This window comes from Vibrio cortegadensis, from assembly GCF_024347395.1.
In the GTDB taxonomy this organism is placed as follows: Bacteria; Pseudomonadota; Gammaproteobacteria; order Enterobacterales; family Vibrionaceae; genus Vibrio; species Vibrio cortegadensis.
Genome location: NZ_AP025472.1, coordinates 211,374 through 235,856, shown reverse-complemented (window position 1 = coordinate 235,856; position 24,483 = coordinate 211,374). Strand labels below are relative to the sequence as shown.

Sequence of the window (24,483 nt, the reverse complement as noted above, 5' to 3'; positions counted from 1 at the left end):
TTGGAATTGAATAAACTATCTCCTCAACAGAAAACGTTAAAAAATGTAACTGACGTATTTCATTCATTAAAACAATAATTAAATGCCATGTTGGCATGTAAGTAAGTGACTTAAGAGGATTTAGTATGGCGACAATGAAGGATGTTGCCCAGCTGGCTGGAGTATCAACTGCGACCGTATCACGTGCGTTAATGAATCCGGAAAAAGTATCATCCTCAACCCGTAAACGTGTTGAAGATGCTGTTTTAGAAGCTGGTTATTCACCGAACTCTTTGGCAAGAAATTTACGCCGAAATGAATCAAAAACGATTGTCGCCATTATTCCCGACATTTGCGATCCTTACTTTACTGAGATCATACGAGGCATAGAAGATACCGCCATGGAGTTTGACTACTTAGTCCTCCTTGGTGACAGTGGGCAACAGAAGAAGCGTGAGTCTTCCCTTGTAAACCTCGTCTTTACCAAACAAGCCGATGGTATGCTATTGTTGGGGACCGACCTTCCTTTTGATGTCAGTAAACCTGAACAGAAAAACCTTCCTCCGATGGTCATGGCGTGTGAATTTGCACCAGAACTTGAGCTCCCCACCGTTCATATCGATAACTTAACTTCAGCATTTGATGCGGTGAACTATCTCACCCAACTTGGGCACAAGCGTATCGCTCAAATCACAGGGCCAGAATCGGCAACCTTATGTAAATTCCGTCAACAAGGTTATCAGCAAGCGCTGCGTCGAGCGGGGATCATCATGAATCCAACCTTTACGGTACAAGGTGACTTTACGTTTGAAGCGGGGGCAAGGGCTGTGAGAAAGCTACTGTCTCTACCAGAAGCGCCAACCGCTATTTTCTGTCATAACGACACCATGGCTATTGGAGCGATTCAAGAAGCGAAAAAACTAGGCTTACGCGTTCCACAAGATCTCTCTTTTGTTGGCTTTGATGACATTCAATTCTCTGAATATTGCGATCCACCTCTGACGACCATCTCTCAGCCTCGATATGAAATTGGACGCCAAGCCGTATTGATGATGTTAGAGCTTCTCAAAGGGAACGAAGTCAGTGCTGGTTCAAGGCTCCTTGAGACTGAATTGATCGTTCGCGGCAGTGCTGCGCCACCACGAATGAGTTGATTGCTTGTCGATTTTAAAAGCCTAAAAGAATGAAAATGATTTGAAGCAGTGCATTTTAGTGCGCTGCTTCCGTTTTTATCTCTCCTACTGTTCTATCCACTCAATCTGGATTACCATGAGAGCAGAGAATTTAACTGTCGAATAATGCTGTGGCGAATAAAGATTATGTAAAGCGCGGTCGAGCCCCTAAAAAGCCGACCAAAAAACAAGCTCCACGCCGAAAGCCGTGGCGCATCGGACTCTTAGCCGTTCTTCTGCTAAGTGGGTTTAGTTATGGGCTGTATATTTTAAGTAACGATCCTGAACCACCAGCGCCTGTGGTCAAAACCAAGCCAAAACCTAAGCCAGCGAAATCCCTTCCTCCCCCTCCTGAAGAGAAGTGGGATTACGTCGATTCATTACCGAACCGCGAAGTGGAAGTGAAAGCCAAAGAACAAGTTGTCTCTGCCATTCCATACATCATGCAGTGCGGCGCTTATAAATCGATGTCTCAAGCAGAAAGCCGCAAACTCGATATCGCTTTTCAAGGGATCAACAGTAAAATTCGCAAGAAAGAGAACAGCAGTTGGTACCGTGTTGTTTTAGGGCCATACAAACTCAAACGAGATGCTGAGCGAGATCGTCATAAACTGCAGCGAGCAAAGATTGAGCCGTGCGCAATTTGGAAAGATACGCAATAACACATTAATTGACATAATTAGGGTAAGCCTCAACGCTTACCCTTTTTTGTCCCTTGAATTCGCTTCTCTTTATCCTCATATAGTTTTTATCGAAACCATATTTTCATTTATGTGAGTTCCCGCGGATACCACACGGAAGCTCAAGTAATAAGTAATCTAAATAATAGAGGCCAACTCGTGACTACTATTGTATCTGTACGCCGTAATAATAAAGTCGTCATCGCGGGTGATGGACAAGTATCTCTTGGCAACACCGTAATGAAAGGCAACGCACGTAAAGTTCGTCGTCTCTACAACAATCAAGTTCTGGCTGGATTTGCTGGAAGCACTGCTGATGCCTTCACTCTATTTGAACGCTTCGAAAGCAAACTTCAAATGCATCAAGGTCATTTAACCAAAGCGGCCGTTGAACTTGCAAAAGATTGGCGCAGCGATCGCGCGCTAAGAAAGTTAGAAGCACTGCTTGCTGTCGCTGACGAAACCGCATCATTGATCATCACCGGGAATGGCGATGTGGTTCAGCCTGAAAATGACCTCATTGCCATTGGCTCTGGCGGTAATTTTGCTCAAGCATCCGCGATTGCTCTTTTAGAGAACACGGATCTAGATGCGCGTGAAATCGCTGAAAAATCACTAAAAATTGCTGGTGATATTTGCGTATTCACCAACCACCACCACACTATTGAAGAACTAGACATTGACGCTGACAACAGCGAAGACACCAAAAAATAGTGTTGTGTATCGCATCAACCATGCATTGAATAGATTTTAAGGAATAAACATGTCTGAGATGACTCCTCGTGAGATTGTTCACGAACTGAACCGCCACATCATTGGTCAAGATAACGCTAAACGTTCTGTCGCGATTGCTCTACGTAACCGCTGGCGTCGAATGCAGCTTGAAGAGAGCTTACGTGTAGAAGTGACACCAAAAAACATCCTAATGATTGGTCCTACCGGTGTTGGTAAAACAGAAATTGCTCGTCGTTTAGCTCGATTAGCTAATGCACCTTTCATCAAAGTGGAAGCAACAAAGTTCACCGAAGTGGGTTATGTGGGTAAAGAAGTAGAAACCATTATTCGCGATCTGACCGATGTAGCCGTGAAGATGACGCACCAACAAGCGATGGAAAAAGTAAAATACCGCGCTGAAGAGCAAGCAGAAGATCGCGTTTTAGATGCCCTACTGCCACCCGCTCGTGATGCTTGGGGTCAAAACGAGCAACCAGCAGAAGAGACCAGCTCTAACACTCGTCAAATCTTCCGCAAGAAGCTACGTGAAGGCAAACTGGACGACAAAGAGATCGACATTGATGTTGCCGCGCCACAAATGGGCGTAGAGATCATGGCTCCTCCGGGCATGGAAGAGATGACCAACCAACTGCAAGGCATGTTCCAAAACCTTGCTGGCGACACCAAGAAAAAACGCAAGATGAAGATCAAAGATGCCTTCAAAGCGTTAACCGAAGAAGAAGCAGCAAAACTGGTTAACCCTGAAGAGCTAAAAGAGAATGCGATTTACAACGTTGAAAACAACGGCATCGTCTTCATCGATGAGATCGATAAAATCTGTAAACGTGGCGAAAGCTCAGGCCCAGATGTTTCCCGTGAAGGGGTTCAGCGTGATTTGCTTCCACTGATTGAAGGCAGCACCGTTTCAACCAAACACGGCATGGTTAAAACTGACCACATTCTGTTTGTTGCATCGGGTGCATTCCAAGTCGCGAAACCTTCTGATTTGATCCCTGAATTACAAGGTCGTCTACCAATTCGAGTTGAGCTTGAAGCACTTTCTAGCCATGATTTCGAGCGTATTCTAACAGAACCAAAAGCGTCACTGACTGAGCAGTACGTTGCGCTAATGAAAACCGAAGGCGTTGATATCGAATTCACCAAGGAAGGCATTCACCAAATCGCAGAAGCGGCATGGAAAGTGAACGAAACCACTGAAAACATTGGTGCACGTCGCTTGCATACCGTGATGGAGCGCCTAATGGATGAGATTTCATTTGATGCAACAGAGAAATCAGGCAGCCAGTTAACCATCGATTCAGAATACGTTAGCTCACGATTAGGCGAGTTCGTTGATGATGAAGATTTAAGTCGCTTCATTCTGTAATTGAACCGATTTTCAACTCACTGAATATCCGTATTCAAAGCTTTATCTGAGATCTAATTCTAAGCCCACTTTCGAGTGGGCTTTTTATTCATCAAAAAAAGCGCGTATACTGACTTTATTGTATAAAACTATGAATACCGAATGAAACAGTCACTCCTGATCTGGCTTGATGCCGCAAGACCAAAAACACTCCCTCTCGCTTTAGTCTCGATTCTTACAGGAAGTAGTCTCGCTTTTTCAGCTGGTCATTTTTCTCTGCCTGTCGCTCTGTTGGCCTTTCTCACTGCCACATTGCTGCAAATACTGTCTAACCTTGCGAATGACTACGGGGATGCAGTAAAAGGCACAGACAACGATGAACGTCTTGGCCCAGTCAGAGCCATGCAATCTGGCGCGGTCACACCGAAAGTCATGAAACAAGCCATTGCGCTGAATATCATACTGACCATCATCTCAGGTTTGAGCTTAGTTTTTTATGCCCTCAGTAGTCTTGAAAGTATCTTGGCGTTTATCGGACTCGGCGTGCTCGCCATTATTGCCGCCATTGCGTATACCATGGGCAGCAAACCTTATGGCTACGTAGGGTTAGGTGATATTTCCGTTTTCATATTCTTTGGTTTACTTGGCGTGTCGGGCACTTACTTCTTGCACACGGGTAATCTTGAGTTTGGATTGTTTCTCCCATCATTAGGCTGTGGTTTACTGGCTGTTGCCGTTCTGAACATCAATAACATGCGCGATATTGAAAACGATGAAGCGTGTGGGAAACGCACCGTTGCCGTGAGACTAGGCCAACAGAAAGCCAAGCAGTATCACTCTCTATTATTAGGGGGCGCACTGTTTGCTTTTACGCTTTATCTCACCTTACAAGGCAAACCCCTGTGGATCAGCCTGCCATTCCTACTAAGCTTAATCATGGTAATCAAGCACAGTAAAGCCGTTTGGGCCGCCGATAAACCCGCTCAAATCGCGCCGATGATGCCGGTTATCGTAAAATGCTCGCTCATTACCAATCTATTATTTGCAGGAGTCGTGATAGCTCAAACTCTAGTGAGTTAATTGAGCCTTGTCATTGCATTGGCTTCAGCGCCCGATATACTCAAATCAGATTGATAATTTAAAAGAGAAGGTACGCTATGGAATACAACACCTCTGCCCTGTGTGATGTCTACTTAGATCAGGTCGATGTCGTAGAGCCAATGTTCAGCAACTTTGGTGGTAGCGCCTCTTTTGCTGGTCAACTCACCACAGTAAAATGCTTCGAAGATAATGGGCTGATCCGCTCTGTCTTAGAAGAGAACGGCGAAGGTCGTATTTTACTGGTCGATGGCGGGGGCTCTTTGCGTAAAGCGCTCATTGATGCCGACATTGCCACTCTTGCTGAAGAGAACGAATGGGAAGGCATTGTGGTCTACGGCTGCGTTCGTGAAGTGGATGAACTTGAAGACATGAGCATCGGCATCCAAGCACTTGCCTCTATCCCTGTCGGCGCGACTCAAAAAGACATTGGTGAAATTGATGTACCCGTGAACTTTGGCAGTGTGACCTTCTTACCTGAAGATTACCTCTACGCTGATAATACAGGCATCATCCTTTCCCAAGAGCCGTTAGATATTGAATTCGAATTAGATGAAGAAGACGAGCTTGATGACGAAGATGAGCTTGAATCTAACGACTAAATTGGCGTCACCTCTCACGTGCGTTAGCGAATGACTGATAGATAACACAAATAAAAACGCCTGCTGAACATTCAGCAGGCGTTTTCGTATTCTTTAGTAACGTATTCGCCCTTTTACCAAGGCAAAGCTAATCGCTTATTCTACGTCATCCATTTTGCCTAGAAGATTGCGAATGCGATCTTGCCAAGCTGAATGTTCTTGTTCCATCTGTTGAGCTTTTTGCTCTAGCTCTTCACGGTTTGCTTTTAGCTCAGTCGCTTCAGTTGCTAGTTGCTGTTTCTCTTCTTTAAGCTCTTCAACTTCCATTTGCAGTAGTGCAATTGTGTCAACAGCAGTTTGGATTTTAGCTTCCAGTTGTTCTAGTACTTCAAAAGACATATGGGCCTTCCTATGATTTATTGGATTGGGCGAAGGTTACTTCACTAATATTGCTTCATTCTACTCAGCACAGCGCAGATAGACACTCCCTATATTCGATATTTTTTACCATTCGCTCAAAAAAACAACGCAAATTGACATAAGCCTAACTTTTCTCACCTCAAGTGAGCCAAATCGCGTATCCGTTACCCATAAAAATCTACATTGCAGGCGAACTTTAAAACCAGCAAGCACTAAAGCGATGGAAAAAGGCAAACGTTACCTTTCTGATATGGTAAAATCTTGCCAAAATTTCCTATTTATCTCTCTTTCATTTATTTGGAGTCAACATGAAACGCGATTTGGCAATGGCATTCTCTCGTGTAACCGAAGGTGCAGCACTCGCTGGTTATAAATGGCTTGGCCGTGGCGATAAAAACGCCGCAGATGGTGCCGCAGTAGAAGTGATGCGTAGCCTATTGAACAAAACTGAAATCAGCGGTGAGATTGTTATCGGTGAAGGTGAAATCGATGATGCTCCAATGCTCTTTATTGGTGAGCAAGTCGGTGTCGGTGGCGATGCAGTGGATATTGCGGTAGACCCAATTGAAGGTACTCGCATGACCGCGATGGGACAATCGAACGCATTAGCAGTTCTAGCGGCTGGCGAAAAAGGCAGCTTCCTAAAAGCCCCTGATATGTACATGGAGAAATTGGTTGTCGGCCCTGGTGCAAAAGGGGTGATCGATTTGCATCTTTCTTTGGAAGAGAACCTAATAAACATCGCAAAAGCATTAGGGAAAACCCTTGATACTTTAGTGGTCACCACCCTTGCAAAACCTCGCCATGATGAAGTGATCACCCAAATGCAAGCAATGGGCGTTCGAGTGTTTGCCGTGCCTGATGGCGATGTAGCGGCGTCTATTTTAACCTGCATGCCAGACAGCGAAGTGGATGTGATGTACTGCATCGGCGGCGCTCCTGAAGGCGTAGTTTCTGCGGCGGTTATTCGAGCTCTAGATGGCGACATGCATGGCCGATTGTTGGCGCGTCATGATGTGAAAGGGGATACACCTGAAAACCGCACTCACGGTGAGCTAGAATTGTCTCGCTGTAAAGAGATGGGCGTTGAAGCTAATATCGTACTGAAAATGGATGATATGGCACGCAGTGACAATGTGGTTTTCGCCGCTACAGGGATCACCAAAGGCGATCTACTTGAGGGCATCACACGCAAAGGCAATATCGCGACAACAGAAACACTGCTGATCCGCGGTCGCTGTCGCACCATTCGTCGCATCAAGTCGATTCACTACTTAGAGCGTAAAGACGCTGAAGTTCGCGACTTTATCCTGTAGGTTTCTAACGTTATGTTTTCAGCCTTGAGCTTTTAAGCTTCTATGCTTCTATGCTTCTATGCTTTTAAGCTTTTAAGCTTTTAAACTTGGCGCTATACAAACGAATGTCTACATCAAACGCAGCCACTTCCGGCTGCGTTTTTGATCTGATGGCAATTCACACTCCGTCTGCTGTAGTCCATAATTTCTGGATAGTAAGTTATTTGCTTTATTAAGCTCATACTTCATAATGAAGATGAATCATAAGGCAGGGACACAATGAAGACCATCGATAGGATATTACACAGCATCAAACGGGATGGAGCCGTCACCGCAAAGCAACTGGCTGACGATCTTAACATGACCACAATGGGGGCTCGTCAACACCTCCAAGGTCTTGAAGACGATGGTATTTTGGCCTTTCATGACGTCAAAGTGAAAGTCGGACGACCGACCCGTCATTGGTCTTTGACGAAAAAAGGTCATGCGCAATTTGCCGATCGTCACAGTGAACTCACCGTGCAGATGATTGATGCGGTAGAAAGTTTATTTGGCCCAGAAGGCTTAGCTCAAGTCGCGGCCAAGCGCGAAAGCCAAACGCTGGCTCAATACCAACAAGCGTTGGCCGACTGTAATAGCCTAGAAGAGAAACTTGAAGCGCTGACCAAACTTCGTGAACAAGAGGGCTATATGGCTGAGCTGATCAAAAATGAGCACGGTTTCTTACTGATAGAGAATCACTGCCCGATCTGTAAAGCAGCAACTCGCTGCCCTAACCTATGCCAATCTGAATTAAATGTTTTCCAACAACTACTTGGTAAGGCGTACACGGTTCAACGTTCAGAACATATCACTCAAGGTGAGCGACGCTGCACCTATCAGATCCAAAATTTACCGTAGAGAATAAATGTCTCAAATTTAAGAATGCTATAAATCGAGCAAGAATTAACCACAAAACTCTCTTATGCTTTGATAGTGTGTCAACTATCAATAGCGCGTAGGAGAGTGATATGGGATTTCCTCTAACCAACCAAACCTTGCCACCATTTGATGATTTAGTCGCTTTGGCTAAAAATAACCCTCAAGCTTTTAAGCAGCTCAAACATGAGATGTGTGAAGAGATGATTCAGTCAGCATCGGATGTGATGCAGCATCGATTACGCGCTCAGCAAAGCCATATCGATCTGGTGGTTAGCCACTGTAAGAACCCCAATCACATCAATATCACGTTAATGAAAGAGTTATCGGTACAGGTTGTAAAATTTCAAGGTGTACTAGGGGGTGAGTATGTCCTTGACGATGATGCAAACGTAGCGCCTACACATTCTGCGGATATTATTCCTTTTACTCTAAAAGAAAAATGAGAAAGAGGCCCACACCTCTTTCTCCTTTTATTCTAACTTTCTATTTATCTTTTTAACGGTCCCTTACTTTCTGCCTATTGCTGAAGCGGGTCGCGACCGTATTGATTGTCTCCGGTGGTGCCTTTCATAAATCCGCATTCAACAAGGATCCAGATTCCACATACGAACGCCACCAGCGTCGCCATCAGTTCAGGAGCGGAAGGCGTTGCCGCTGCGGATGCTGCCCCCGCCATAGGTGTCATTAAACGCCCGACAATAAGAGGCACGTTAAGAAGTAACCAGCGATTAGATTTATCTCTGTCGTGCCAACGTTTTGCGGTGATCGCTAAATCCGGAACCATTAAGATCAATAAGAAAACAGGCAACAACAAATAAGCGTATACCGGGAATAGAATATTTATACCGATCGCAAAACCAAAAATAGCCGCGTAATAGATAAGGTTCCAGATCCAAAAAACTTTTCGCCCTATCCGCCCTTGAAATGAAAGTAACAACTCTTTAATCGACATCTTTCTACCTAAATATTAAAAAATTAAACCGCCAGTATCCCACCACTATTCCATAACTACCTAACGACAAGGAGAGTACTAGTTAATGATTTTCTGAAAGCAGGCGGTATCCATATCGCGCATATTCACTGTTAAGCTGCGCACATGACTGGCTTGCCCTTGAAGCACTTCAATGAGCTGGCGAGAGAGCTCCCGCTTTTGCTCTTCAGTACGGCCAACCAATAGCTCAAAATTCACATGAATAAAATCGACACTATCACCTTCATCACCTATCAACCAATTATGGCAACGCAGAGCTCGAGATTTCACAGAGCCAACATCAAACAAACCACAATGCAGCGCCACGTTGTGTAAATCTTCCAGCAACCCCTGAACATTCACTCGATCGTCTACCGAATTGGAGTACTCCATTACTAGGTTAGGCATTTTATCTTCCTTATATCGATTTAAGGTCATGAAAAACTCGATGACCATCATGGATCGTATTTGAGATGCCATTAATAGCAATTAACACTGAAAAAACCGAGAAGATAAGGATTAATCTGTATGTCGGATCACTGACTAAATGAAATACTCCTACCTCGCTTCTATCCTGCACTTCGATGTCAAGATTAAGAACATTTCTCTCGATCCAAGAAAGACATGACTACAGTCATGATCTAAACTTATTAATCTGTTATATTCTTACGTAATCAAGTTTATTTTTTACATATTAACTTTCACATAAATTAATCGCGGAGAAAATCCTATGCGTCATCCTGTAGTTATGGGTAACTGGAAACTAAACGGCAGCAAAGAAATGGTTGTTGCGCTTCTAAACGGTCTTAACGCTGAACTTGAAGGCGTGACAGGCGTAGACGTTGCAGTTGCTCCACCAGCTCTATTTGTTGATCTTGCTGAGCGTACGCTTACTGAAGCAGGCAGCGCAATCATCCTAGGTGCTCAAAACTCTGACCTAAACAACAGCGGTGCATTCACTGGCGACATGTCTCCAGCAATGCTTAAAGAGTTCGGTGCTTCTCACATCATCATCGGTCACTCTGAGCGTCGTGAATACCACGCTGAGTCTGACGAGTTCGTTGCTAAGAAATTCGCATTCCTAAAAGAGAACGGCCTAACTCCTGTTCTTTGTATCGGTGAATCTGAAGCTCAAAACGAAGCTGGCGAAACAGTTGCAGTATGTGCTCGTCAACTTGACGCTGTAATCAACACTCAAGGCGTTGAAGCTCTTGAAGGCGCGATCATCGCTTACGAACCAATCTGGGCTATCGGTACTGGTAAAGCAGCAACAGCTGAAGATGCACAACGCATCCACGCTCAAATCCGTGCTCACATCGCAGAGAAATCTGAAGAAGTGGCTAAGAAAGTTGTTATCCAATACGGCGGTTCTGTTAAACCAGAAAACGCAGCAGCTTACTTCGCACAACCAGACATCGACGGTGCTCTAGTTGGCGGCGCAGCGCTAGACGCGAAAAGCTTTGCAGCTATCGCTAAAGCAGCAGCGGAAGCAAAAGCTTAATTTTAAGCACTGCTTTGAATTCTAGCTTTAGAATTTAGCATTAGAAAGGTCAACTTAGGTTGGCCTTTTTTGTGCCTGCTCATAAGGGCATCTTACTTGTCTGTCTTGCTTTACTTTGTTTTGTTACGCATAAAAAGCCCTCTTAACTATCACAAGCTAAGAGGGCTTTATACGAATAACATTCAATTAAATATAGAAGCCAGTAACCCTTATTTATTCAAAGATAAATGAAACAAGTCCTTTGGCTTAATGCTTAAGTTTACCCTTCATTGAACTCGCAACCTGATTCCGTCATAGTTTCTTCAGAGTTACCACATAAATTTGTGTGGGTACCGTTTTTATAGAAAGTCGCTTGAGTCCAGTTTCCATCAATATCGTGATTGGTCATAATCTGCTTAGGATCATCACCAAACTCATTTCTTGAGCGGTTCCAATAGCTAGCACCGTAATCATATGCATTGTAGAAATCAGTGCTAATCCTGTCTGCAATAGCGACCAACTCATCAGCGGTTACTGTATCCGTATTCCCAATCAAATACTCAAAACCACTAGTATGGTCTTTGTCGTAAACATGCTCTGAGCTGGTGAAATTATCAGAGTTAGGGTTACTGTCGTATCTCATCGAAAGTACAGACTGAGTAATGTGGCTACCCGGACTATCGGTACTAAATTTAGCATTCTTACATTCATCCCAATCTTGAACATTGAGATAAACTTTATTCACAATCCCGTACTGCCCCGTTGAATTCATCACTTCCAACTGCTCTGCAAGTGCACATAAGTAGCCAGGTTGATCTCCATTAACCGTCATGCCAAGAACCGTGTTCGTTTCAATCGAGCCACGAACTCGTCTTTTCCCAGAATCTTTACTAAATAAACGTACTTTTTCGTCTAAATCGCTAGATACTTGATAGATTTCAGCATCGTAATCACCATTCGCGACTTGAATAAACTCTCTTCGGTACCATTCATCTTCATAACTATCATCGGTCGCCCATTTACCAAAAAAGTATTCTACCCAAGCAAAATCGGCATCAGGGTTTGCATCAATAAACTCTTTGGTTTCGCTATACGATTTTTTAAGACCAGGAACGAGTTTTTTCGCCATGTCATGGAGCTTATTCCCCGCTTCACCACCGAGCGCGATGTAGTCACTGTATAACTCTTCCACGGTAACATTGTATCGTTCAGCAACACGTATCTCTTGGGCTTTTAAGCGCTGTATAATATCTTGTTTTAACGCTTCACCTTTAAGCAAGCTATCACAAGATAGTTGACCATCGCTGCTGTTTCGTAGCTCTTGCTCGACTTCCGTCCACACAAGAGACGTCAACGGAGTGAGGTTTAACAAGTCGCTATCAGTGGTCAAAGCAAACTTAGGTGAGATGGTCATCTGATACGCTTCATCAATTGGCGTATCTGGCTCATCCGTATCAATGGCGCCAACAGGCACATCAACCACAACAGGCACATACTCCGCACACTTAGCGATATTTGAAGGAACGATAAGCTCAAACTCACCCTCTTCTACAGTGACAACGCTAGGTTCGTTACTTTCCATTTGACCGTTAAAGTTTAAATCGAGATAAACCGTCGCACCGATAATGTATCCATCAATGGCTTTACCAGCTATTGATGCAGAAGAGCTGTCAGACGAGCTACCACCGCCTCCGCCACAACCCATAAGTGCAGCGGATATCATTGATGCCGCAAGCAAGATTTTTGTGCTTTTGTTTGTCATGTTCTCTGTGTCACTGAATATAAATTGGCCACGAATAATACAGGACGATCACCTTTATTTCTAGCTTTTCTGATTATTTTATGTTCGTTAATAATCACTGGAGTTTATAAACCAATAGAGGCTAAACACCCTTACTGGATAATTTTTTCTACATCACTCTCAACCAATTCATCCATAAACTGCTGCTTGGCTTCTGGCTCTCCATGGATCAAATGTAACTCTTTAATTGGGCTTTCGATTCCGCGTATAAAGGCGAGCAGATCCGCTTGATCAGCGTGAGCGGAGTACCCGGACATCGTATGCCGCTGCGCGTTTATCTCTATCTCTTGTCCATCAATCACCACTTGTGAGCGACCGCTTTGAATCTCCCTGCCTAATGTGCCATGGGCTTGATAACCCGCAAACAGAACATCGGTACGCTTATCAGGCAGCAGAGCTTTCAAGTAGTTCATCACCCTTCCACCTTGGCACATTCCCGATGCAGCAATCACGATCGCCGCTTCTCCCGTTGTCGCTAGCCGATTGACTAACGCAATGTGCTGCTTGTGATCATCTATCACTACACACTGCTCAAAAGCCAGAGGATGACGTTTGGACTCCAAACGGACCTTCGCCTCTTTTCCCCACAATTTTTTAAAGCGACGATAAGATTTCGTCACCTTACTTGCTAAAGGCGAATCCAAAATAATCGGAATATCCCCTTCGATATCGGATTGATGGATTAGCCGTTCAATATCAAACAGTAGCTCTTGGGTTCTACCGACACTAAACGCTGGGATCAGTATGGTTCCGCCATCTTTCAAGGAGCGATTAATGATCGCTTTTAGCCTTTCACTTCTCTGTTCCACACTGTCATGAGTTTTGTCCCCATAAGTGGTTTCAATATAGAGATAGTCGGCACACTTGGGCGGTTTTGGATCTGGCAACAATGGTGTATTACGCGGCCCAAGATCGCCAGAGAACACCACCACCTCACCATTTGGCAGTTTAATTTCGACATAGGCCGAACCAAGAATATGCCCCGCAGCAGAGAAACGTACATACACCCGAGAATTCGGTTCTAAGACTTTAGTTTTTGAGGCTTTAGATTTTAAAGCTTTCGTTGTTAAAACTTCTTTTGCTAAAGAAAGGGGCAACCATTGATGATACGGAACGGGTTTGATCCTTTTGCACACTAACTCCAACACTCGTTCTCGCTGGCTTCGGTTCAAACCCAGTTGTAGCTTTAAACCATCTTCGAGCATTAATGGGATTAGTTCTGCGGTAGCGGGCGTGCAGTAGATTGGCCCTTTAAAACCCGCAGCTAACAACCAAGGAAGACGCCCAATATGATCGATATGGGTATGAGTGACGACTAAGGCTTTGATGTGCGAGGTGGGAAACTCAATCGGCAGTGGACGACTATCGCTCCCTTGAAACAGACCACAATCGATCAACAAGCTACGATTGCCCAGTTTCAATTCATGGCAAGATCCTGTGACCGTATCTTTACCTCCATGATGAATTACTTCCATTTATGCCTCCTGCTGCTCGTTGTTAGTTAAAAAGTGATAGTTAATAGATGACAAATGTCAGTTAGCGGTATTTTTCAAAGCAACTTAATCATTAGCCAACCAATTCAAGCTGACACAACCAGTTTCAATGGCTTTTGCAATATGAGGAATAATAGGACTGACTTCCCCACTCTGATTAGTAAGAAAATAACTATGACCAAGTGGTGGATCCAAACGGTTATTGAAGCTATCACAATCGAACTCGAACACGCGCTTAGCAGATAGTTTTGAGATGCTTTCTAGCCCTGTCATTCCAAGACGACGTGAACAGGTGATATGACGTAAATTTGCCACTTTGGATGCGGACATGGCCAAATCATCACTGGCGTAATAGACCACGGTATTTTTGGCGGCGTCCAACACATAGCGACCACGATGTTCGGGGTCAAGAATGTGATTTTCAACATCGGCAGCAATCATGAAAATATTACGAAACATCATTGGCATGGCACCGAGCCCGAGCTCTTCTACCCAAGATTGCAGCGCATTGACTAAAATTCGATTGCCCATGGAGTGCGCCAGTAGATTCATTCTGCGTAGGCAAGGCTCCGTTTGTTGTTCGCCAGCTCTGCGCCAATCATCAAATTTACACAGCAGACGCGCAAAGGCGATGCCACTGTAGTCAGCGGCTTTTTGGTCGTCCCAATAATCATCAACAATGTGCAGTTTACTGTCGTCATCACACGGCCAAATCAACGGAATCACCAACACACGAGCTCTCTTTTGCGAATCCATCTGCTCATCTAAAAGGTGTTGCAGTTGCTGCGCCCTGCGGAAAATGTCGGGCTCCATGTTGTTATCAAACCCATGGATATAGAACAGCAGTTGAGTCCCTGTTGGCAATGATTTAAGGCGAGAGAAGAAAGGCTGAGAGGTCACTTCGGTATAGTCGTTCTCACCATAACGCTCACAGAAATAGAGCCATTTCGACACATCTGTATTTTGGTAATTAAACCCAATATGTCGCCCAACTTTGGATCGAGCCGATTGCAATGGAATGCGGTTGGTGATGAAGAGCATGGCGGACTCCTTGGTGACTATATGTATTCATACATAATTCTTAGCCCACTAAGAGACACTTACAATCAGACAAATAAAAGAGTGCGAAGGAGATATGATTTTCTTGAAGCAAGGATGTCGTAAATCGCAGTTCTGGGAAATAGTTTGGATCAATAAAAGCCATGAGTTACTTCCTTATTAACGGCAATCCACTTTCGAAAATATGAAATTTAAGCTAAAATTCGACCAATAAAATATAATTAAATGATTGGCTATTAATATGTTGTTAGAACTCACTTTTGTCTTTTTCTTTTCATTTTCCACATTATTTTTAATGAGAAAAATAGCAAAAAATATCGGCTTAGTAGATAAACCCAACGCTCGAAAGTTTCATACAGGTGCAGTCCCTCTTGTCGGTGGGATTTCAATTTGCATTTGTATTGCTCAATTTATCGCCTTTAAACCCGACGTAATCCAACACAGTTGGATCTATTTAGGTTCTATTGTTTTGCTGACGTTAGTCGGCGCATTAGATGACAAATTTGATCTGAGCTTTAAAGTTAGACTTGGTATTCAAGCTGGGCTTTCTATCTGTATGATTTATTTCGCGGATATTGAACTAATGAGCTTAGGCAATATGTTTGGTTTTGGTGATGTACATTTAGGTTGGATGGGCGGCATCGTAACCGTGATCGCAGTTATTGGGGCGATTAACGCGTTTAACATGGTAGATGGTATAGATGGGTTACTTGGTGGGCTTTCAATCGTCACGTTTGCGGGTTTAGCAATTTTACTTAATGTGGATATGGAGTGGGGGCTCGCCTACTTATGCGTGGTCTTTATTGTAGCTATGATTCCTTATATCTTCATGAACCTCGGTATTCTAGGTAGAGAAAGAAAAGTCTTTATGGGGGATGCTGGCAGCATGATGATCGGCTTTACTGTGATTTGGTTGCTACTAGGGGTAAGCCAAGATGAAACCTCATCATTGATGCGACCTGTGACCGCACTTTGGCTTATTGCGGTGCCATTAATGGATATGGCGGCAATCATGATTCGAAGAGTAAAACGCGGCGATTCACCATTCAAACCAGATAGAGAGCATTTGCATCATATTTTCCAACGCTTAGGACTTAGCTCTAAACAGACATTGCTAGCTATTTGCACCATTGCAAGTTTATACGCTGGGTTTGGGATCTACGGAGAAACAGCCGATATCGCAGAGCCTGTGATGTTTTATCTATTCATTGCCTGCTTCTTAGCCTATGCCATCGTACTTAGCCATATCTGGCGCATTACGAGTTATGTTAGAAGGTTAAAAGGGTTACCTGAGAAAGCATTTTAATCTCGCCATCGACATACAAAAATGCCGCAATCGCCTCATTCGACTATTGTGGCATTTTTTTTAAGCTATAAATGCGTCTCAAAATCGTCTCACGATTGAGACAGTTACAATTTTAACTAATTATTTTCATTAAAGAAAAAACATCAAAAAACGGTCTCACCAATAGGATCAGACTATTGGAGCGTTTGAATATTGCTTAAAACTCGCTCGACTATTTGCTTCGCTTGACTGGCTACCTCTGCTTCAGCATAACAACGCAACTCTGGAGCATTCCCAGAAGGACGAAGATGAATTACATCATCATTCTCAAGCGTTAACCGTAATCCATCAGTAACATCAACATTTTGAATCGCTACTGTTTCAAAACCTAGCTTAGCCAATAATAGTTCAGGGTTAGCCTGACCATCAGCTAAAATTCGCAGGCTTTTTTCAGTTGCAAAGTTTTGAATACGGTCACTGTCAGTCACTCTTTGAGGTAAGGCATTAACCAGTGAAGAAATACCATTTTTTCCTGCAGCAGCAAGCAGCATTAGAGCGGGTAAAACGGCATCGCGAGTTGGCAGTGCTTTCAGCGTTTTTCCATTTATTTGAGTATCACTACCCAGCAAATAGCCACCATTAGCCTCAAAGCCCGCAATAGAAGCGTACGTCTTCGCCAGTGTCGCAAATTCGGCAATAACATAAGGCGAACCAATCTTTGTACGTTCAACATGTTTAAACACATCTAAGCTTTCAACCACGGTATTGCAACTAACGGGGATTGCAAGTGCTTCAATGTTCATTGCCCTTGAACATAACAAGCCCAGAATGTCACCACGTAGCCACTCACCTTTCTCGTCGGCCACTAGCGGGCGGTCACCATCGCCATCAGTCGAGAAAATCGCATCTAACTGGTACTGCTTAGACCAGTTCTGTGCTTTTAATTTATCGGCATCGGCTACCGCCTCGGTATCAATAGGAACAAATTCATTACTACGCTCCAATGAAATAACTTCAGCGCCAAGACTGGTAAATAACGTTGCATATAAATCACGGCCAGCACTTGAATGCTCATAAATACCAATACGCTTGCCGCTAAGTAACGAACTATCGAATAACTCATTGTAACGAGCAATATAGTCCGTTGCAGCACGTTGGTTAACGATCAGTTCAGGCAAATCACTGATTGCAGTAAATGCCGCATCAGCATTTAAAATCGCTTGCTCATCAGCTTTAGTAATTTCACCATCAGGTCGGTAGAACTTAAGACCATTACGATCAAAAGGAATATGACTACCAGTAATCATAATGCATGGAATTTTGTCTTGCATTGCCACATAGGCCAGCGCTGGTGTTGGTACCACGCCATAATAAACGGCATCAAGGCCTAACAGCTCTAAAGCTTTGATACAAGCTTGTGCCATCGCAGGACTGCTCGGACGGTTATCAATGGCAAGCGCAACGGTTTTAAATTGAAACTGCCCTTGCATACACTGCATAAATGCATGAGTAAAAGCGGCACAAGTATCAGCAGTAAACAGCTCTACCAAACCACGCGCACCACTGGTGCCAAATTGAACACCTGACTCTTTAATTACTTTCGAACTAATTAACATAAGAAAAATCTACACATATTGTGAAATACTGAATAACTTAAGTGATCATAAACGCCCTAGAAAAGCGGATATTAATCGGCCTCTTAAATACGACCATATCTGTCTTCAAAGCGGACAATATCGTCCTCACCAAGGTATGATCCCGTTTGCACTTCAATCATTTCTAATGGGATCTTACCTGGGTTCTCAAGAGCATGAATCGTACCTAAAGGAATATAAGTCGACTGGTCTTCAGTCACTAAAATCACTTCATCACCATTGGTTACACTTGCTGTACCTGCAACGACAATCCAGTGTTCACTACGATGAAAGTGTTTTTGAATCGAAAGCTTTTGACCTGGGTTTACGGTGATTCGTTTCACTTGGTCACGCGAACCAAAATCAATCGAGTCATACTTACCCCAAGGACGATAAACTTCACGATGGATCTTATATTCAGAACGATCTGTGTCTTTTAATCGCTGCACAATCGCTTTAACATCCTGCACTTGTGATTTGTCTGCAACCAGAATAGCGTCTTTAGTTTCAACGATGACTAGATTATCTACTCCTACAGTAGCTATCAGCTTTTTTTCGGAGTATACGTAGTTATTTGTCGATTTAACTGCGATCACATCGCCTTTATGTGCGTTATTGTCACAATCTTTTTCAGATATGTCCCATAATGCAGACCAAGAACCGACATCACTCCAACCGGCGTCCATAGGTACAACAACAAGATTTCCAGAACCACTAGTTGAGCAAACAGGTTCCATAACAGCATAGTCAATAGAATCAGATGGACAGGCTTCAAAGGCTTCCTTATCTACACGTACAAAGTCTAAATCGACTTGAGTTGTACTCATAGCTTTTTTACAAGCTTCTAGTATAGCTGGATTATTCGATCTCAATTCGTCAATATATTGAGAAGCTTTAAACATAAACATACCGCTATTCCAGTAATATTCACCCGAATCTAAATACGCTTGAGCGGTGTTCAAGTCCGGCTTTTCTACAAAGCTATCGACTTTAAATGCGGTATCGCTCTGTGAAGGCCCTCGTTTAATATAACCATACCCCGTTTCAGCGGCAGTCGGTACAATACCAAAAGTGACTAACTGGCCAGCTTCTGCATAAGCTAAAGCCTGATTTACGGAAAACTGAAATGCCACTTGTTTTTCAATCAAGTGATCAGCAGCAAGCACCAACAATATAGGCTCAGCTTCTGAATCTGTAACTTGTTCTAAAGCCTGCAGAGCCGCGAGCGCGATAGCTGGCGCGGTATTACGACCCACGGGTTCCAAAATAATTCCAGAATGCTCAAAGCCACCCAAACGCGTCTGCTCTGCAGCAATAAAACGGTGTTCCTCGTTACAAATTAACAATGGCGGCTGGTGATCAAGCCCTTGCAAACGCGCAAAGGTTTGTTGCAGCATTGATTTGCCACCTGCAACTGTTAAAAACTGCTTCGGATAAAGTTCTCTGGATAGCGGCCAAAGACGACTCCCTGTACCTCCAGCCATAATAATTGGTATTAACATATAATGATCCTGGTATTTAATTTTGGTAATTTTTAAAAATATCTAATAATCTTTGTGCCATCAATTCTCTGCTATATTTTGGTGCTGCTTCTACACTTTTAGACTGTATCATTTGGTAAAGCTCATCATCTTGGCTCAACTTCAATATGGAGTTAGCGATCTGTTCTACATTTTCACTTTCAACAACTAATCCCGAACCAGTTTCTCTGATGATAGTGGTAGCCTCCCCCTCTGGGACGCTCATTATTGTGGGAATACCCATCCCCATACACTCGAAGATCTTTGAAGGGATAACTGTCCTAAACAAATCGCTATTTATTAATGGCACGAGTGAAACATCACATAGAGACCAAAGTCTTGGCATCATCTCTTTTGGCTGTCGATCAATAAGCACTACATTCTCAAGGCCTTTTTGCTGGACTAGGTCAACGACTTTTTGTCTAGCTGCTCCGCCCCCAGCAAAAACAATGCGGATATCATCATGTTCCAACCTCTCTGCTACAGATACTAAATGCTCGAGTCCATGGGCCATGCCGTGAGTACCAATGTAACCGGCGACAAACTTACCTTCTAACCCATACTGTTTTGCAAGCTCAGTATCTTTGTCCTGTGGTTCATATTTAGATAAATCGACACCATTAAGAACGACTTCAACCTTGCTTCCATCAACTCCACGCTCGATGAGCTCCTTTTTGAATGCGTGAGTCACTGACACAATTGCGTCCGCTCGCCTATAAAGAAACATCTCTATTTTTTCGAGTAGGCGAATTGCTTTACTGTCTTCCATCGCACCAACCGCTGTAATAGACGCAGGCCATATATCGCGTAGCTCAAACACAAACGGTTTTCTACGAACGGCTGACAACGCCCAACCGGCGCAAGCACAGAAGAACTGAGGTGAAGTCGCTACGATGACATCCGGTTTTTTCTGAAACAGCCCTGCGATAAAGCCCGTTGCCATGAATGACATGTAATCCAGAATACGTTTTACAAAACCTTCATTTGCAGTGATGAACGTTTTTACACGAACAACATTTATGCCATCAAGAACATGAGTTTGATACCAGCGGTTTTTAAACCCATCGAATACCTTACCTTCAGGAAAGTTTGGTGCGCATGTAATCACCGTTACTTTGTGACCCGCTTTCACCCAGCGGATAGCATGTTCATAAGTTCTGGTTGCTGGCGCATTGCCTTCTGGCGGAAAGTTATCAGTAAGAAAAAGAATATGCATTGCTACGCTCGCTTTAGAACAAAGTTCACTTCATTCTTTTTAAAATTTAATACCAACTTTTTATTGGCTACAGATAAACCAAATTCAGGATGCCATGTCGTCTCAAATACCTTAATGTCAGCACCTTCAGCGCTAATCGTGTATTTAGCACCGTTCGGCAAGTGGAGTCTAACTTGGCTAGATTTATTTCCCTCTTCAACTCTAACATCAGGATGGAGGTGATAATGGGCTTCTGCGTGATTATATGTACCCGTTAGGTTGTCACTAATAAATAAGTCACCTTCCGTTAGTTTCCACTGTCTAGTATGTGTCACCTTACCAGGCAAACGCATGTAACCATCATGAGAACATTCAACACTAATGTCGCAGTCACTCTCTGTGATGACTGGCTTGCTAGGATATGCTCGTCTTGCTACCCGAAATCCACTCCAGACTTCAGATGAATCCATACCATCAACCACTACCGTATTATGAGTTTCGGTTCTGCGCTGCCTGAATCTTTCCTCGCCAAGACCATAAACCGATGTGCCACTGTTTACCAATACTCGGTGGCCATCAATACTCAATTCAAATGAGAGTGTATCGGCATGAGCGTGGCCGGGAATGTAATCAGGCCCGACTTTTGCGGCGTCAATAATTAGCTTGTTAACTTTGTCTTTAACAACCACATAACCACTTTCTTTTAGTACCGTGACTTGGGCTTTATTAACGGCAGGAACCGTAACATTGAGCACTTCTGCATATCGTTGCAAATCAGCCAGTTTAGGAGCAATACCCATAGCTGCGTCATTAAAAAAGGATACGTCACCATCGGGATGTTGCATGTGTTCAGCCCATGACAACATTTTTCCAATGAGTTCACGCCAGTATTGACTGGTAGTTTTCGGAATCTTACATGGGTAGACAAGGCTTAACTGATACAAATCAAGCATATCGGCAAGAATGGTATTGTGATACATAGGCGTTAATTCAAAATTACCGCCATCAGCAAGAATTTGCTCTGGGATTTCTTCATTTAAAATACCTAAGCCACGCTTTAACCATTTATCAGCTAATTCTCCCTTGAAATAACAACCAGAAAACAACAAAGCTTTTGCGTTTGCAAATAAGTGGTTGCCAAGTAAGTGATATTCTAATTGCTGCTCTAAGGCTTGGAGCTGCAATGATAAGCTAGCCAGCCATTCTTCTTTTGGTTCATTACCAGACAAGAACCATTTAATCCAATTTACCGACCTGAGTGAAATAGTATAAGGCTCCCACCCATTCCCCATCATCTTCGGATTTTGTTCTATCCAAGTGTTAACCAAACTATGATGAATTTCACTTCTGTCTTCCCACTCAGACTGGTTTAAATCATCGAAGTAATGCAAATTATAAAGCCAAAGTTTAGCTTTTGTTGCATCATTCCAGTCGCTAACCGTATCTACAACATTCAAAAACTTAAACTGACCATTGCCTTCATAGCATGAGTTTAATACCGAAAATGGTTGCCAACCTGTTGTTGATACGTTGTTTAAGGTTACTTCTGGTTTTGTAAATTTAACCTTCATGAACCGTCGTGAGATACGGTTACTGAATTGGATGGGCTTTAAGTACTTGAGAGTGTGGTAAAGCTTTAAGATTTTATTCATATCCAAAAAAGGGGCCTTAGCCCCTTATTACCCTTTACTTGTGATTTACTTTCTAAGTTGATCTGCCACTTGACATGAAACCCTCGCAACTTCAATGATTTCATCAAAGCTAATCGGTGATGCCGATCCTTGTTTGATACTATCAACAAATGCCTTAGAACAATCATTTTGCCCTTTGTCTTGGCTCGATAATTTCATTTTACTAAATCCTTTCCAACCAAAACCGACCAATTTTCTAAAATTATCGAGTTGTAGAACTGCATCATTCGCGAACACTTCAATACGCTCTTTCGGGAAGTCTTTACCACCATTAGCAAAGTAATGAATAGTGCCGATTGAACCATCTTCAAATGACAGTGTGATACTAGCTTTGTCTTCACGAATAGCAACGCCAGGCGCATCACCCATACACATAGCATTAAAGCCTGTAATTTTACACCCAGCTAAATGACGCATTAGGTCAATATAATGACATGCTTCACCGATAATTCGTCCACCACCTACTGCAGGATCCTGGGTCCAGTGATCACAAGGGATATCTCCAGCGTTCATTGTCATGATGAACGTTTTAGGACCTTTAATAGAAGACAAGAGCTCTTTCATTTTGACAACATGTGGTGCAAAACGTCGATTATAGCCAACCATGACTTTAGGTTTAGTTTGGCTTTCATTAAAGGCGCCTTCGATTAGGTCAACTTCGGATTCAAGCAGTGCTAAAGGCTTTTCAACAAATACATGTTTTTCTGCAGCAATAGCATCAATAGTTTGTTGAGCATGTAAATTATGCTGCGTCGCAATAACAACTGTATCGATAGCTTTATCAACTAACACATCCGAATAATCTGTTGACGCTTTAGCAAAACCTTGCTTTTTCCCATGATGAACAGCACTCATACCAGCACTAGTCACCACTGTATTTAATCCAGCTCCTGCATTTTTAAAAGCGGGCATCAAAACACGTGATGCATAATTCCCAGCACCGACGAATGCGCAAGACGCGGAAGATGGCGCTGAAGCAATTTCTGAGTTTAGAGTGACAGAACGAGCGGTCAAGACTGCAGGGTCATTGTTTGGATAATCTAGAACAATACCTAAAGATGCTTTGTCATCTAGGCATTTATAGGCTTCAAGAGCATCATCAATCGCATATCGGTGAGTTATTAGTGGTTTGACATCTAGCGCACCTGAAGCCATCATATCTAGAACAGCTTCAAAGTTACGCTGTTCCGTCCAACGGACAAAGCCAATAGGATAATCATTACCTTTGTCTTCATACTCAGTATCGTAACGACCTGGTCCATAAGAACAAGACACTTGGAATGTAAGTTCTTTAGCAAAGAAATCGGCGCGAGAAATCTCTTGTCCAATAACACCAACAAGGACAATACGACCACGTTGACGGCACATTGTTGCGGCTTGGCTTAATGGTTCGCTACTTTTAGTTGAAGCAGTAATAATAACGCCATCAACACCACGACCACGGGAAAATGCTTCAGCCGCTTTAATTGCATCTTCGCCTTTAGACAAATCTACTGTCTCTGCACCAAGTTTGCGGGCTAGTTCACATTTAGATGAATCAAAATCAATACCTAGTACGCGACAGCCGTTAGCACGTAATAATTGCACTGTAATAAGACCGATAAGACCAAGTCCAGTGACAACCACACATTCACCAAGTGTCGGGTTAATAAGGCGAACGCCTTGAAGGCCAATAGCACCTAAAACCGTAAACACTGCTGATTCATCATCAACATTGTCTGGGATCTTTGCACACAAGTTTTTAGGGACGCGAACTACTTCCGCGTGGTTACCATTCGAAACTACGCGAGTACCAACGTCAAAACTTGTACCGCTACCATCAAGAACTGTACCTACATTGCAATAACCGAGCGGAAGAGGCTGATCTAGTTTAGAGCGCACAGCGTCAACCGTTGGCATCAAACCATCTGTTTTGATCTTACCTAACACCATTTTTACTTTATCAGGCTGTTGACGTGCTTTATCAATAAAATTTGCTTTACCAAAGTCTATTAGCATCCGTTCCGTACCAGCCGAAACTAGGGTTTTTTTCGAATTAATTAACAGACTGCCGTTATTAATTTTTGGACACGGCACTTCTACTAGGCTAGTTTCTCCATTACTTATATTTTGTAGTACTTGTCTCATAT

The 24,483-nt window shown here is 43.3% G+C and carries 22 protein-coding genes; 11 read left to right on the top strand and 11 right to left on the bottom strand.

The window, feature by feature from the left end:
- The first annotated feature begins 125 nt into the window (after nucleotides 1-125).
- The 6 genes from cytR to rraA all read left to right on the top strand — a co-directional run bounded on the left by cytR (nucleotide 126) and on the right by rraA (nucleotide 5,611).
- Nucleotides 126-1,133, top strand: coding sequence for a DNA-binding transcriptional regulator CytR (cytR, locus tag OCV39_RS01070; protein ID WP_171756791.1), 1,008 nt, complete (start codon nucleotides 126-128; stop codon nucleotides 1,131-1,133).
- A gap of 149 nt (nucleotides 1,134-1,282) precedes the next feature.
- The gene (gene ftsN / locus OCV39_RS01065) at nucleotides 1,283-1,813 is read left to right on the top strand and encodes a cell division protein FtsN (protein WP_017052600.1); all 531 of its coding nucleotides are present in this window, start codon (nucleotides 1,283-1,285) and stop codon (nucleotides 1,811-1,813) included.
- 177 nt (nucleotides 1,814-1,990) lie between these two features.
- On the top strand, nucleotides 1,991-2,545 hold the full coding sequence (hslV, locus tag OCV39_RS01060) for an ATP-dependent protease subunit HslV (protein ID WP_017052601.1): 555 nt from the start codon (nucleotides 1,991-1,993) through the stop codon (nucleotides 2,543-2,545).
- Nucleotides 2,546-2,594: 49 nt separating this feature from the next.
- Entirely contained in the window at nucleotides 2,595-3,932 is a 1,338-nt protein-coding gene (gene hslU / locus OCV39_RS01055) for an HslU--HslV peptidase ATPase subunit (protein ID WP_113797229.1), read from the top strand.
- A gap of 141 nt (nucleotides 3,933-4,073) precedes the next feature.
- Nucleotides 4,074-4,991 (top strand): 1,4-dihydroxy-2-naphthoate polyprenyltransferase, encoded by a 918-nt coding sequence (locus OCV39_RS01050; RefSeq protein ID WP_261888779.1) that lies wholly within the window; start codon nucleotides 4,074-4,076, stop codon nucleotides 4,989-4,991.
- A gap of 77 nt (nucleotides 4,992-5,068) precedes the next feature.
- A complete protein-coding gene (gene rraA, locus OCV39_RS01045) occupies nucleotides 5,069-5,611 on the top strand; it encodes a ribonuclease E activity regulator RraA (protein WP_017052604.1) in 543 nt (180 codons plus the stop codon).
- Nucleotides 5,612-5,746: 135 nt separating this feature from the next.
- Here rraA and zapB read toward each other — a convergent pair whose 3' ends face one another.
- On the bottom strand, nucleotides 5,747-5,989 hold the full coding sequence (gene zapB / locus OCV39_RS01040) for a cell division protein ZapB (protein WP_017052605.1): 243 nt from the start codon (nucleotides 5,987-5,989) through the stop codon (nucleotides 5,747-5,749).
- Between the two features lie 329 nt (nucleotides 5,990-6,318).
- On the opposite strand from zapB, the gene glpX reads away from it, so the two are divergent.
- The 3 genes from glpX to OCV39_RS01025 all read left to right on the top strand — a co-directional run bounded on the left by glpX (nucleotide 6,319) and on the right by OCV39_RS01025 (nucleotide 8,669).
- Entirely contained in the window at nucleotides 6,319-7,326 is a 1,008-nt protein-coding gene (glpX, locus tag OCV39_RS01035) for a class II fructose-bisphosphatase (protein ID WP_017052606.1), read from the top strand.
- 258 nt (nucleotides 7,327-7,584) lie between these two features.
- A complete protein-coding gene (locus tag OCV39_RS01030; protein WP_261888778.1) occupies nucleotides 7,585-8,205 on the top strand; it encodes a helix-turn-helix transcriptional regulator in 621 nt (206 codons plus the stop codon).
- Nucleotides 8,206-8,315: 110 nt separating this feature from the next.
- A complete protein-coding gene (locus tag OCV39_RS01025) occupies nucleotides 8,316-8,669 on the top strand; it encodes a DUF3135 domain-containing protein (protein WP_171756796.1) in 354 nt (117 codons plus the stop codon).
- Between the two features lie 74 nt (nucleotides 8,670-8,743).
- Here the strand turns inward: OCV39_RS01025 and OCV39_RS01020 are convergent, their stop codons facing one another.
- Both OCV39_RS01020 and OCV39_RS01015 read right to left on the bottom strand, forming a co-directional pair.
- Complete coding sequence (locus OCV39_RS01020) at nucleotides 8,744-9,178, bottom strand: DUF805 domain-containing protein (protein WP_261888777.1); 435 nt, start codon at nucleotides 9,176-9,178, stop codon at nucleotides 8,744-8,746.
- A 78-nt stretch (nucleotides 9,179-9,256) separates the two neighbouring features.
- Nucleotides 9,257-9,604, bottom strand: coding sequence for a 5-carboxymethyl-2-hydroxymuconate Delta-isomerase (locus OCV39_RS01015; RefSeq protein ID WP_017052610.1), 348 nt, complete (start codon nucleotides 9,602-9,604; stop codon nucleotides 9,257-9,259).
- 322 nt (nucleotides 9,605-9,926) lie between these two features.
- Between OCV39_RS01015 and tpiA the strand changes: the two genes are divergently transcribed.
- A complete protein-coding gene (gene tpiA / locus OCV39_RS01010; RefSeq protein WP_017052611.1) occupies nucleotides 9,927-10,697 on the top strand; it encodes a triose-phosphate isomerase in 771 nt (256 codons plus the stop codon).
- Nucleotides 10,698-10,956: 259 nt separating this feature from the next.
- Here tpiA and OCV39_RS01005 read toward each other — a convergent pair whose 3' ends face one another.
- The 3 genes from OCV39_RS01005 to OCV39_RS00995 all read right to left on the bottom strand — a co-directional run bounded on the left by OCV39_RS01005 (nucleotide 10,957) and on the right by OCV39_RS00995 (nucleotide 15,011).
- Nucleotides 10,957-12,438, bottom strand: coding sequence for a hypothetical protein (locus OCV39_RS01005; RefSeq protein WP_261888776.1), 1,482 nt, complete (start codon nucleotides 12,436-12,438; stop codon nucleotides 10,957-10,959).
- 131 nt (nucleotides 12,439-12,569) lie between these two features.
- Entirely contained in the window at nucleotides 12,570-13,952 is a 1,383-nt protein-coding gene (locus OCV39_RS01000) for an MBL fold metallo-hydrolase RNA specificity domain-containing protein (RefSeq protein WP_261888775.1), read from the bottom strand.
- Nucleotides 13,953-14,036: 84 nt separating this feature from the next.
- Nucleotides 14,037-15,011, bottom strand: coding sequence for an alpha/beta hydrolase (locus OCV39_RS00995; protein WP_261888774.1), 975 nt, complete (start codon nucleotides 15,009-15,011; stop codon nucleotides 14,037-14,039).
- Nucleotides 15,012-15,270: 259 nt separating this feature from the next.
- Between OCV39_RS00995 and wecA the strand changes: the two genes are divergently transcribed.
- Nucleotides 15,271-16,335, top strand: a complete 1,065-nt coding sequence (gene wecA, locus OCV39_RS00990; protein WP_261888773.1) for a UDP-N-acetylglucosamine--undecaprenyl-phosphate N-acetylglucosaminephosphotransferase — start codon at nucleotides 15,271-15,273, stop codon at nucleotides 16,333-16,335.
- A gap of 173 nt (nucleotides 16,336-16,508) precedes the next feature.
- Here the strand turns inward: wecA and OCV39_RS00985 are convergent, their stop codons facing one another.
- The 5 genes from OCV39_RS00985 to OCV39_RS00965 form a co-directional block, all read right to left on the bottom strand.
- On the bottom strand, nucleotides 16,509-17,930 hold the full coding sequence (locus tag OCV39_RS00985) for a phosphomannomutase (RefSeq protein ID WP_261888772.1): 1,422 nt from the start codon (nucleotides 17,928-17,930) through the stop codon (nucleotides 16,509-16,511).
- A gap of 83 nt (nucleotides 17,931-18,013) precedes the next feature.
- A complete protein-coding gene (locus OCV39_RS00980) occupies nucleotides 18,014-19,450 on the bottom strand; it encodes a mannose-1-phosphate guanylyltransferase/mannose-6-phosphate isomerase (RefSeq protein WP_261888771.1) in 1,437 nt (478 codons plus the stop codon).
- Between the two features lie 16 nt (nucleotides 19,451-19,466).
- Nucleotides 19,467-20,684, bottom strand: a complete 1,218-nt coding sequence (locus OCV39_RS00975) for a glycosyltransferase family 4 protein (RefSeq protein WP_261888770.1) — start codon at nucleotides 20,682-20,684, stop codon at nucleotides 19,467-19,469.
- A gap of 2 nt (nucleotides 20,685-20,686) precedes the next feature.
- A complete protein-coding gene (locus tag OCV39_RS00970) occupies nucleotides 20,687-22,315 on the bottom strand; it encodes a heparinase II/III family protein (protein ID WP_315973052.1) in 1,629 nt (542 codons plus the stop codon).
- 45 nt (nucleotides 22,316-22,360) lie between these two features.
- Nucleotides 22,361-24,481, bottom strand: coding sequence for a bi-domain-containing oxidoreductase (locus OCV39_RS00965; protein WP_261888768.1), 2,121 nt, complete (start codon nucleotides 24,479-24,481; stop codon nucleotides 22,361-22,363).
- Nucleotides 24,482-24,483: the final 2 nt, after the last annotated feature.